Below are 11,785 nucleotides of genomic sequence, written 5' to 3'. Positions count from 1 at the left end.
GACCAAAGGCAGATAATTAGAGCTATGTTTATTAATGCAAAGACCTACCGCTAAGGACGAACAATGACACCAGAGACTAAAATATTAGTAGTAGATGATAATGAAAATAATCGATATACATTAAAGCGCAGATTAACGCGTCTTAATTACAAACATATTGTCGAAGCTGAAGACGGCTTTGTTGCGTTGGACTTATTGGAAAGCGAGCTTTTTGATATTGTTCTGTTAGACGTCATGATGCCAGGCATGGATGGCTTTGAAGTCCTTGAAAAAATTAAATCAACTCCTAAAACGGCAAATATTTCGGTCATAATGATCTCTGCATTAGACGATATACAAAATGTCATAAAAGGGATTGAGATGGGCGCAGATGATTTTTTGCCAAAACCATTCAACCCAATACTATTAAACGCTAGGCTCAAGGCTGCAGTTAGAAAAAGACGGCTCGTAAATATTGAAACTAACTATTATAAAGACTTCGATAAAGATACGGATTTTGCCAAACTCGAATTGTTCTCTGGCACCTTAGACAATGAAATGAGCAATAACCTAGATACAACGTTTGTTGTCGTCTATATCCGTTTTTCATTATTCAATTTTATTAGTCAAACGCTAGGTCCAGATTTAGCGAGGGAATATATCCAGCACCAAGGGGTTCGAGTTGCTAAAACCTGCAAAGACCCTGAAATCACTATTGGCCGATTAGCTGATGATGTAATTGCGATTAGCAGTACAGCAAAAAATTTAGCTTATTTGGTTGAAAACATAGAAACTCTAGACAAATTATACAGTCCCTTAAATCAGGCAATTACGCTAGAAAAGGAAACCTTTAAAGGAAACCTTGGCATTGGTATTAGCATGACCAAAGGACGTGAGAAAAAACCTAAGTCACTAATCGCTAACGCCGCATTTGCTTCACAAACGGCTCTTGACAACGACATTGGTATTGCGTTTTATGACCCAGAACTTCATCAATCTAATTTAAATAAATTTCATCTAGAACCCAAATTAAAAGAGGCGATAAGAAACAGAGAATTGTGTTTATATTATCAACCAATTGTAAATACGATTACCAGTGAAATAGAGACTTTTGAAGCACTGATCCGCTGGATCCAACCCGATGGGAGCTTCATTACACCTTTCAAATTTATTCCATTGGCTGAAGAAACAGGACTAATTTTTGATATAGATTCGTTCGTAATTGATGAAACGTGTAATCAAATTTCCAAATGGATTACAAAATATGGGCCTGACAAAGAGTTTTCTGTCGGCGTTAATATATCAGCTAAACATTGGGTTAATCCTTCACTAATAAAAGAAGTAGACAGCGCATTAAGAAAATACAACATCCCCTCAAAATACTTAAAACTCGAAATGACAGAAAGTGCCATGGTGGATGATGCAAATGCAGTTAAGAAAATAGTCTCTATTTTAAAGTCGATGGGAATAAAAATCGCGCTTGATGACTTTGGTACAGGATACAGCTCCTTGGGTTATCTAATTGAATTTCCAGTAGATATACTAAAAGTAGACAAAGTCTTTGTTGATGATTTGCATACAGAAAATAAACGACAAAAATTAATGAGCCACATTCTTTCCATAGCAAATTCTCTTGGTATGAAATCTATTGTCGAAGGTGTAGAGCATGTGCAGCAAGTCGAAATACTTAAACAATTTTCATGTGATCAAATCCAAGGATATTATTTCTATAAACCAATGCCGCCAGTAGAAATTGAAAAAATATTTAACTAGGAAACACAATGCGACAACTAATAATAGGCACAGAAACCGGTACAGCTGAATTTGTAGGGGATGATATAAGTGCCCTACTAGAACAATATAATTTGCCCGTAGAGGTCACTTTAGAGCCTGAATATGACAGTTCAGACACCAAACAGTTATGGATATTTTGTACCTCTACCCATGGGGCTGGTGAAATTCCAAATAATCTAAAACCATTTTTAACCTGGTTAGAAAACACCAAACCAGATTTATTTAATGTCAGTTTTATCGTTATAGGTCTAGGTGATAGTAGCTATGACACTTATTGTAAAGCAGCCTATCAAATAGAATCAATACTGTTAAAACTAGGTGCAAATAAACTCACAGAAACCTTCACAGTTGACGCTATGGACGAAGAATTACCAGAAGATCTGATCATTCCTTGGCTAAAATCAAAACTCGATTTACTAAATTAAGCTGTTAAAAACTCCACAAAATACGATCATCCATAAAAAGATCTCAATTTATTCGCTAAATTGGATCTTTTTTTTTGATCAAACAAAAATAATTTTTACCCACAATCGATCACCAAAACACCTCACTAAATAACCCGATCACATGAAGTACCCAACATATACACATAATACACACAGTATCATTCATACTTAGAAGAGGTTGTGTATAAGATCGTTAAGATCGTATGATCTAACTGGAGATATCCAGAATATAACTTTTTCGACTTCAGTGCCTGTGGATAACAGGGCTGTTTATACCCAAGTTATACCGAATAAGATCCTCATTAGATCACAGTTTAGGATCCTTTTAAGATCCTATGAAATAACAATAAAAACCACTTATGCACACAAAATCAAATGCTAATAGTAGTAATAATAAAAGATCTATTTAAAGATCTTAATATAATTAAGAGATCTGAAAATGAGATCACTGGACACTTTCAGACCAAAAAATAACCATTTGAATCTCAGCAAAAGCAAGATAGAATATGCGCCCTTTTTAAAAGATCCCGATTTAAAGAATTTGAGGTATTAATGATCTTTGCTGAACATTTTGATGTTATCGTTATCGGCGGTGGCCACGCAGGCACCGAAGCAGCCCTTGCTGCTGCACGAATGGGGCAACAAACCCTATTGCTTACTCACAACATTGAAACACTTGGCCAAATGTCTTGTAATCCTGCGATTGGCGGAATTGGCAAAGGCCATTTGGTAAAAGAGATCGATGCTCTTGGCGGGATCATGGCACTTGCAGCAGATGCTGGTGGCATTCAATTTAGAACATTAAATAGTTCTAAAGGCCCAGCCGTGCGAGCAACAAGGGCTCAAGCCGATCGAATTCTTTATCGAAACTTTATTCGTACCACACTAGAAAATCAGCCTAATTTAAAGATCTTCCAACAATCTTGTGATGATCTAATCATTGAAAACGAAACCGTAGTCGGTGTTGTTACCCAGATGGGCCTTAAGTTTAAAGCAAAATCGGTCGTTCTAACGGTCGGAACATTTTTAGGCGGTAAGATCCACATTGGATTAGAAAATCATTCTGGTGGCCGAGCTGGCGATCCACCTTCAATTGCATTGGCAGATCGTCTTCGTGAAATGCCATTTCGTGTAGACCGTTTAAAAACAGGTACTCCACCTAGAATCGATGCGCGCTCAATTGATTTTTCAGTAATGGCAAAACAACCTGGTGATCTTCCTACACCATATTTTTCATACATCAGTGAAAAAGGATCTCATCCAACTCAGATCCCTTGTTTTATTACTTACACAAACGAAAAAACCCATGAAATTATTCGTGGCGGATTAGACCGATCACCTATGTATTCTGGCGTAATTGAGGGAATTGGTCCTCGTTATTGTCCTTCTATTGAAGACAAAGTGGTTCGTTTTGCAGATAAAGACAAACATCAAATTTTTGTTGAACCAGAAGGCTTAACAACCCATGAAGTTTATCCAAATGGGATCTCCACCAGTTTGCCATTTGATGTTCAACTTGAATTAGTTCATTCAATTGCCGGTTTTGAAAACGCTCATATCACACGGCCAGGCTATGCAATCGAATATGACTATTTTGATCCTCGAGATTTAAATCAATCTTTGGAAACAAAATTTGTTAAAGGTTTATTCTTTGCTGGACAAATTAATGGCACAACCGGTTATGAAGAAGCCGGTGCCCAAGGTTTAGTTGCTGGCTTAAACGCCGCACTTAAAGCACAAGATAAAGAAGCCTGGTCACCAACAAGAGATCAAGCCTACATGGGCGTATTAATTGATGATTTAGCAACGTTAGGGACAAAAGAACCTTACCGTATGTTTACATCAAGAGCCGAGTATCGTTTATTACTCCGTGAAGACAATGCCGATATTCGCCTTACAGAAAAAGGTCGTGAACTTGGTTTAGTTTGTGATCACCGTTGGAAATTATTTAATGAAAAAATGGACAAAATTGCAATCGAACAACAACGTTTAAAAAGCAATTGGGTTCATAAAGATCATGCATCAATAGACGACGTTAATAAACTGTTAAAAGGTCCGTTGAGCAGAGAAGCAAGTTTAGAAGAACTGCTCCGTCGTCCTGAAATTCGCTACACAGATCTAATGGCAATCGATGGTATTGGCCCGGGTTGCGATAACGAACAAGCCGCTGAGCAAGTTGAAATTCAAATTAAATACCAAGGTTATATAGATCGTCAATTGTTAGAAATTGCCAAAAAAGACAAAAACGAACAAGCGACAATACCTAGTGATTTTAATTACAAGATCATAAGCGGTTTATCAAATGAAGTTATTGCCAAGCTTGAAGCAGCAAGACCAGATACTGTTGGTCAAGCATCACGTATTTCAGGTATTACACCAGCAGCTATTTCGATGATCCTTGTCTATCTTAAAAAACAAGGCATTTTGCGCCGATTTGCTTAATTCCAAAGTTTAAAAATTATCGCTAGGTATGGTTGGTTTAGCTAGTTATACTTAAGCGGTAATTTTAATTTCTTGTATCTCATACACCCATGTTAAAAAACAAACTTACCAAATTAATAGCACAAACAGACCTGAAAATTAGTGACTTGCAGATAGATCAATTAGTCGCCTATGTTGAGTTATTGCATAAATGGAACAAAGCCTATAATTTAACGTCTGTGCGTGAACCTGAACAGATGTTAATAAAACACATAATGGACAGTCTAGTTGTAAGTCCTCACTTACTTTCTGTTACTAATATTAATAATAAATTTATTGATGTAGGTACCGGACCAGGGTTACCGGGGATCCCACTAGCGATTATAAATCCGGATCTAGAATTCACGTTGCTCGATTCCCTTGGTAAACGAGTGAGATTTATGACTCAAGTTAAACTCGACCTAGGACTTAAAAATATTATTCCTGTACAAAGTCGGGTAGAAGATTTCGAAGGCGAGTTTGCTGGCGTATTAAGCCGAGCATTTGCATCGATTTCAGATATGGTCAATTGGAGTCGTCATCTTGTTGCACCTAATGGCCGATTTTTTGCGTTAAAAGGTCAACTTGCACAAGAAGAAATTGAAGCTTTGCCTGATTTTGTTAAAGTTGACTCAATTGCACCGTTAGTGGTGCCGAATTTAAATGCTGAACGACACTTAGTGTTGCTTAAATCGCAATAGAAAACGTCGCAATAAATTAGAATATGGATCATAGATAACGTGGCAAAAATTATAGCGATAGCCAATCAAAAAGGTGGAGTGGGCAAAACCACTTCTGCGGTCAATTTAGCTGCGTCAATGGCAGCAACAAAGCGTAAAGTTTTGTTAGTCGACTTAGATCCCCAGGGTAATGCAACTATGGGCTCTGGTATTGATAAATATGAAATTGAATTCAGTGCCTATGATCTATTAGTCGAAGATACGCCTTTCGAACAAGTTGTTCAGACAGAAACGTCTGGCGGCTATCACCTTATTGCCGGCAATGGCGACGTCACCGCAGCTGAAGTCAAAATGATGGAAATGTATGGACGTGAATTGCGTTTGAAAAAAGCCTTAGAAAAAATAAAAGACAATTATGACTTTATTTTTATCGACTGCCCCCCGTCACTCAATATGTTAACTGTTAATGCAATGGCTGCGGCAGATTCCGTTATCGTGCCGATGCAATGTGAGTATTATGCCCTTGAAGGGTTAACCGCATTAATGGACACAATAACTTCGCTGGCGAGTGTGTTAAATTCAGAATTAAAAATTGAAGGTATTTTGCGGACTATGTACGATCCGCGAAATCGTTTGGCCAATGATGTTTCAGAGCAACTAAAACACCATTTTGGCGATAAAGTTTACCGTACAGTTATTCCAAGAAACGTTCGATTGGCTGAAGCCCCAAGTTTTGGCTCGCCTGTCATGTATTACGACAAGTCTTCTTCTGGTGCAAAAGCTTATTTGGCATTAGCTGGAGAAATTTTACGTCGGTCGGACAAAGCAGTAAAAGCCGCTGCATCATCATAAACGTCAATTTGTAGTAAAGGAAAAATAATGTCTGCTCGTAAACGTGGATTAGGAAGAGGTCTTGACGCTCTATTAGCGACCCAATCGAATAAAGCCGATCCAACAGGAAATTCAACAGCGCAGCCTAATGACGAAATTGCGGCTGTGTCGAAACTTCCGATTGAAAAATTGCAACCTGGTAAATATCAACCTCGTAAAGATATGTCTCCTGATGCTTTAGAAGAACTTGCCGCATCAATTAAAACCCAAGGCATTATTCAACCAATAATTGTTCGACCTGTTGGCGATGATCAATATGAAATTATTGCCGGTGAACGTCGATGGCGTGCATCTCAAATCGCCCAATTAGACTCGGTACCTGTCATTGTCAAAGATGTTCCAGATGAAGCGGCCGTTGCTATTGCGCTTATCGAAAATATTCAACGTGAAGACTTAAATGCAATGGAAGAAGCGATTGCTTTGCAACGCCTTCAAGATGAATTCGAATTAACACACCAAGAAGTAGCAGATGCTGTGGGCAAATCAAGAACATCGGTCACTAACTATTTGCGTTTAAATAAACTCGAAGACGATGTAAAAACCTTAATGGAACATGGTGATCTTGAGTTTGGACACGCTAAAGTGTTGCTGGGTTTAGGTGGCGATGAGCAAGTGTTAGCTGCACGTAAAGTTGTCGCAAAAGAACTAACCGTTCGTGAAACTGAAAAACTGGTAAACAGTTTATCGCAGGAAGCTAAGCCAAAAGCAGAACAAGTTAAAGATCCTGACGTAAAACTACTCGAACAACAGTTAGTTGAGAAACTAGGTGCCAAAGTAGAGATATCTTACAATCGAAAAGGCAAAGGAAAAATGGTTATTTCCTATACCTCACTCGATGAACTAGATGGTATTTTGAACCACTTAAAATAAGTCGGTTTAACATTTAGAGATAATATCAGCGGATCCAGTTTATTCGCTGATATAACCATATTTAGATTATTTACTCTAAGTGATCTAAGAAAATATGTTTGTTTATACGCAAAGTAACTGAATAAACATCATTTAATAATCAATATTCACCATGTTTATTTCACTAAATACACTTAGCTGCCAAACTTTAGTTTTAGTAAGTTGCAACAAAAGTGTCATTTTTGTCGCGTTTAGTTAACAAAATCAACGATCTGCCTGTTCGCCGAAATTATTGGTATTCACTGCACGCAACGCGGAAATAGAGCTTAAAGGATAAAGACACAATAAGGTTGGCAAAACTTGCAAATAAACCATTTAAACGTATAATTTCGCGAGTTTTTGACTCTTGATGCACCACAATTTAGCAATTGTGACGTTTTTTAGTTCAGTGGAGTCAGTTTTTGCACCAAGTAGGGTGCGTATGACAAGTTAGGGTAATCGATTTTTGGTACAACATCTTTCCCAGATAAATAGAGTCAAAGCATTTAAGTTTTTGGCTTTGCAAATTAGCATTGGGATGTTGTTAGCGATTACCGTAGGAATTATTTGGGAAGTGCAAGCTGGCCAGTCATTTATGATTGGCGTTATGTTAGATGTACTTCCTGCTTTTATATTTACTATATATGCGTTTCGTTTTAGTGGGGCAAGACAACTACAACAAGTTGCGGCTTCATTTTATCGCGGTGAAACGGTAAAGATAATGTTAACTGGTGCGCTGTTTATTTTAGTCATCAAGACCCTTCCGGTTGTATTTCCGGCGTTATTAGCAGGGTTTGTGATTATGAAAGTTAGCCAGTTTATGCAATCGATTTTTTTTTAATAACTTTAAACTTTTGGGAAATTAACAATGGCTGGTGAACTCACTACACAGGGTTACATCAAGCACCATCTGACCAATGCGTCAGTGGGTGAAGGCTTTTGGACATGGCATGTGGATACACTTGCTTGGTCTATCCTTCTCGGCTTGGTATTCATTCTTTCATTCCGCAGTGTCGCTAAAAAAGCAACTGTCGGCGTACCGGGGAAATTTCAATGTTTTGTTGAAATGATTGTCGAATTTGTTGGTCAAAGTGTTAAAGATACTTTCCACGGCAAAAACCCACTTATCGCACCATTAGCATTAACCATCTTTATGTGGGTATTGTTAATGAATACAATGGATCTTATCCCAGTTGATTTCTTGCCTTCTTTAGCGCAATGGATCGGCGGTCTAATGGGCTATGACCCACACGACGTATATATGAAGGTTGTACCAACTACAGACCTTAATATGACAGCTGCATTAGCGCTGGGCGTGTTTGTCCTAATGATTTTCTATTCGATTAAAATTAAAGGCTTTGGCGGCTTTATGAAAGAGCTTTATGCTCACCCGTTTAATACACCTTGGTTGTACTGGTTTAACTTTATTATTGAAGTTATTTCTTTGCTTGCTAAGCCAATGTCTTTAGCTTTACGTTTATTCGGTAACTTATATGCAGGTGAATTGATATTCATCCTAATTGCTGGTCTGATTGGTGTTTGGCAATTGCCTGCTCACTTTATCTGGGCTGCATTCCACTTATTAGTTATACCGCTACAAGCGTTTATTTTCATGATGCTAACTATTGTATATTTATCGTTAGCTCACGAAGATCACTAATTTTTAAGATTTTATATAGATGGCTAATCACCATCTATAGGACAGGAAGTCCTAACAAGTTTTACTTTTAACTTTAACTTTAACTTAACTAACCATTTGGAGATAAAAATGGATCCAATTATTTACATCGCTGTTGCTTTACTAATCGGCTTAGGTGCACTTGGTACAGCTATCGGTTTCGGTATACTAGGTGGCAAATTCTTAGAATCTGCTGCTCGTCAACCTGAACTAGCTCCACAGCTGCAAGTAAAAATGTTCATCGTAGCGGGTCTAATCGATGCTATCGCGATGATTGGTGTGGCGATTGCGTTATACTTGATGTTCGCACTTTAATTAATTCGTCCATTCCGAACATTAAATTAATTAAGGAGAGCGGTTGTGAATCTTAATGCCACTCTGTTAGGCGAAGCGATTGCATTTATATTCTTTGTCTGGTTTACGATGAAATACGTATGGCCAGTATTGAATGGTGCGATTGAAGAACGCCAGAATAAGATTGCAGAAGGTCTTGCTGCCGGTGAACGTGCAGAAAAAGACTTAGAACTTGCCCAACATAAAGTAACTGAGCAGTTGAAAGACGCTAAAGCTCAAGCTGCTGATATTATTGAGCAAGCCAAAAAGCGTGCGACACAAATCGTTGATGAAGAAACAACCCGTGGACATGAAGAGCGTGAGAAAATCATTGCTCAAGGTCAAGCGGAAGTTGAAGCTGAGCGCAATCGCGCGAAGGAAGATCTTCGTCAACAGGTTTCTGTTTTAGCCATTGCTGGTGCAGAGAAGATCTTAGAGCGTCAAATAGATGCTGCTGCCCATAGCGATATCCTAGATAAACTAGTTGCAGAACTTTAAGCAGAGGAATAGAGCAATATGTCTGAATTGACTACAGTAGCTCGTCCCTACGCTAAAGCTGCATTTGATTTCGCTGTAGAAAGCCAAGCAGTTTCGAATTGGAACGACATGTTATTTTTTGCTTCAGAAGTTGCAAAAAATACCGACATTGTTACCTTTTTGTCTGGCTCTCACTCACCAGATGCTACTTCTGATTTATTTATCAAAGTATGTGGTGAACAACTGAATGAAAACGGTCAAAACTTTGTAAAAGTATTGGCCGAGAATGGACGATTGATTGCACTTCCGGCTGTTGCTGAAATGTTCGCAGAACTTAAAGCAGAGTACGAGAATGAAATTGAAGTGGAAATCACTTCAGCAATCGAGATGACAAGTGCGCAGGAAACTGCATTATCTTCGTCATTAGAAAAACGTCTAGCACGCAAAATTAAGCTGAATTGCAGCGTTGATAACTCTGTTGTTGGCGGGATGTTAATCAAGGCGGGTGATACCGTTATTGATGCAACAATCCGCGGCAAGTTAGATCGTTTATCACACGTATTGCAATCGTAATTGGGGATTTGAGCATGCAACTTAACTCAACTGAAATCGCCGAACTGATCAAGAAAAGAATTGAACAGTTTGACGTTGTCAGCGAAGCACGTAACGAAGGTACTATCGTATCTGTTACCGACGGAATCATCCGCATCCACGGTCTAGCTGACTGTATGCAAGGTGAGATGATCGAGCTTCCTGGTAACCGCTATGCTATCGCCTTAAACCTAGAGCGTGACTCTGTAGGTGCGGTAGTTATGGGTCCATATGCGGACCTTAGAGAAGGTACAAAAGTTAAATCTACTGGCCGTATTTTACAGGTTCCAGTAGGTGACGCGCTACTAGGTCGTGTTGTAAACACACTTGGTGAGCCAATCGATGGTAAAGGTCCAATTGACGCTGCTGGTTTTGAACCAGTAGAAAAAATTGCACCTGGTGTAATCGAACGTCAATCGGTAGACGAGCCAGTTCAAACTGGTTATAAGTCTGTTGACTCTATGATCCCAGTTGGTCGTGGACAACGTGAACTTATTATCGGTGACCGTCAAACAGGTAAAACTGCGTTGGCAATCGATGCAATCATCAATCAGAAAGATTCTGATATTAAGTGTGTGTATGTCGCTATCGGTCAGAAAGCGTCTACTATCGCTAACGTTGTACGTAAACTAGAAGAGCACGGTGCGTTAGATAATACTATCATCGTTGCTGCATCTGCGTCTGAATCTGCTGCATTGCAATTCTTAGCGCCATTCTCTGGTTGTACAATGGGTGAATATTTCCGTGATAACGGTCAAGACGCACTAATCGTATATGATGATTTGTCTAAGCAAGCTGTTGCTTACCGTCAAATCTCTTTGCTTCTTAAACGTCCACCAGGTCGTGAAGCATACCCAGGTGACGTTTTCTATCTTCATTCACGTCTACTAGAGCGTGCTGCTCGAGTAAATGACGTTTATGTTGAACGTTACACTGAAGGTAAAGTTAAAGGCAAAACAGGTTCTTTAACAGCACTTCCAATCATTGAAACTCAAGCAGGTGACGTATCAGCATTCGTCCCGACTAACGTAATCTCGATTACCGATGGTCAAATCTTCCTTGAGTCTGACATGTTCAACGCAGGTATCCGTCCAGCTGTAAATGCTGGTATCTCGGTATCTCGTGTTGGTGGTGCGGCACAAACAAAGATTATCAAGAAACTAGGTGGTGGTATCCGTCTAGCACTTGCGCAATACCGTGAATTAGCGGCGTTCTCTCAGTTTGCATCTGATCTAGATGAAGCAACTCGTGCTCAATTAGAGCATGGTGAGCGTGTAACTGAGTTGATGAAACAGAAACAATATGCACCAATGTCAATTGCTGAAATGGGTGTTTCATTGTTTGCTGCTGAAAAAGGTTATTTACAGGACATCGAAGTATCTAAAGTATTGGACTTCGAGTCAGCGTTAATTTCATTCATGCAAAGTACTTACACTGAGCTTATGGATAATATTGATGCAACTGGTAACTTCAACGGCGAAATCGAAGCAAGTTTGAAAGAAGGCATTGAGAAGTTCAAAGCGACTCAAACTTGGTAATTAGGTTAAGTGAGTTCGCTATTAAAGCGT

At 39.0% G+C, this 11,785-nt stretch carries 12 protein-coding genes; all 12 read left to right on the top strand.

All coding sequences use genetic code 11. The features are described 5' to 3' along the window. Nucleotides 1-63 precede the first annotated feature (63 nt). The 12 genes from KO525_RS14515 to atpA all read left to right on the top strand — a co-directional run bounded on the left by KO525_RS14515 (nt 64) and on the right by atpA (nt 11,755). Nucleotides 64-1,752 carry an EAL domain-containing protein gene (locus KO525_RS14515; RefSeq protein ID WP_215964545.1) on the top strand — a complete coding sequence of 563 codons (1,689 nt, stop codon included), beginning with the start codon at nt 64-66 and terminating at the stop codon, nt 1,750-1,752. A gap of 8 nt (nt 1,753-1,760) precedes the next feature. Further along, nucleotides 1,761-2,198 carry a flavodoxin domain-containing protein gene (locus KO525_RS14510; RefSeq protein WP_215964544.1) on the top strand — a complete coding sequence of 146 codons (438 nt, stop codon included), beginning with the start codon at nt 1,761-1,763 and terminating at the stop codon, nt 2,196-2,198. A 573-nt stretch (nt 2,199-2,771) separates the two neighbouring features. After that, nucleotides 2,772-4,661: a tRNA uridine-5-carboxymethylaminomethyl(34) synthesis enzyme MnmG gene (gene mnmG, locus KO525_RS14505; protein ID WP_215964543.1), complete on the top strand. Its 1,890-nt coding sequence runs from the start codon at nt 2,772-2,774 to the stop codon at nt 4,659-4,661. An 89-nt stretch (nt 4,662-4,750) separates the two neighbouring features. Next, nucleotides 4,751-5,380 (top strand): 16S rRNA (guanine(527)-N(7))-methyltransferase RsmG, encoded by a 630-nt coding sequence (gene rsmG / locus KO525_RS14500; protein WP_215964542.1) that lies wholly within the window; start codon nt 4,751-4,753, stop codon nt 5,378-5,380. Nucleotides 5,381-5,419: 39 nt separating this feature from the next. Continuing rightward, nucleotides 5,420-6,211 carry a ParA family protein gene (locus KO525_RS14495; RefSeq protein ID WP_215964541.1) on the top strand — a complete coding sequence of 264 codons (792 nt, stop codon included), beginning with the start codon at nt 5,420-5,422 and terminating at the stop codon, nt 6,209-6,211. A 27-nt stretch (nt 6,212-6,238) separates the two neighbouring features. Beyond that, nucleotides 6,239-7,120 carry a ParB/RepB/Spo0J family partition protein gene (locus KO525_RS14490; protein WP_215964540.1) on the top strand — a complete coding sequence of 294 codons (882 nt, stop codon included), beginning with the start codon at nt 6,239-6,241 and terminating at the stop codon, nt 7,118-7,120. A 532-nt stretch (nt 7,121-7,652) separates the two neighbouring features. Beyond that, nucleotides 7,653-7,979 carry an ATP synthase subunit I gene (locus tag KO525_RS14485; RefSeq protein ID WP_215964539.1) on the top strand — a complete coding sequence of 109 codons (327 nt, stop codon included), beginning with the start codon at nt 7,653-7,655 and terminating at the stop codon, nt 7,977-7,979. 27 nt (nt 7,980-8,006) lie between these two features. Then, on the top strand, nt 8,007-8,798 hold the full coding sequence (atpB, locus tag KO525_RS14480; RefSeq protein WP_215964538.1) for a F0F1 ATP synthase subunit A: 792 nt from the start codon (nt 8,007-8,009) through the stop codon (nt 8,796-8,798). 108 nt (nt 8,799-8,906) lie between these two features. After that, nucleotides 8,907-9,131: a F0F1 ATP synthase subunit C gene (atpE, locus tag KO525_RS14475; RefSeq protein WP_215964537.1), complete on the top strand. Its 225-nt coding sequence runs from the start codon at nt 8,907-8,909 to the stop codon at nt 9,129-9,131. 45 nt (nt 9,132-9,176) lie between these two features. After that, nucleotides 9,177-9,647 (top strand): F0F1 ATP synthase subunit B, encoded by a 471-nt coding sequence (gene atpF, locus KO525_RS14470; RefSeq protein ID WP_215964536.1) that lies wholly within the window; start codon nt 9,177-9,179, stop codon nt 9,645-9,647. Between the two features lie 18 nt (nt 9,648-9,665). Further along, nucleotides 9,666-10,199, top strand: coding sequence for a F0F1 ATP synthase subunit delta (gene atpH / locus KO525_RS14465; RefSeq protein WP_215964535.1), 534 nt, complete (start codon nt 9,666-9,668; stop codon nt 10,197-10,199). A gap of 14 nt (nt 10,200-10,213) precedes the next feature. Beyond that, nucleotides 10,214-11,755 carry a F0F1 ATP synthase subunit alpha gene (atpA, locus tag KO525_RS14460; RefSeq protein WP_215964534.1) on the top strand — a complete coding sequence of 514 codons (1,542 nt, stop codon included), beginning with the start codon at nt 10,214-10,216 and terminating at the stop codon, nt 11,753-11,755. Nucleotides 11,756-11,785 lie beyond the last annotated feature (30 nt).

The organism is Psychrosphaera sp. B3R10, assembly GCF_018861025.1.
In the GTDB taxonomy this organism is placed as follows: domain Bacteria; phylum Pseudomonadota; class Gammaproteobacteria; order Enterobacterales; family Alteromonadaceae; genus Psychrosphaera; species Psychrosphaera algicola.
Note: the sequence above shows the minus strand (reverse complement) of the source record. Positions and strands in the feature narration are given on the sequence as shown.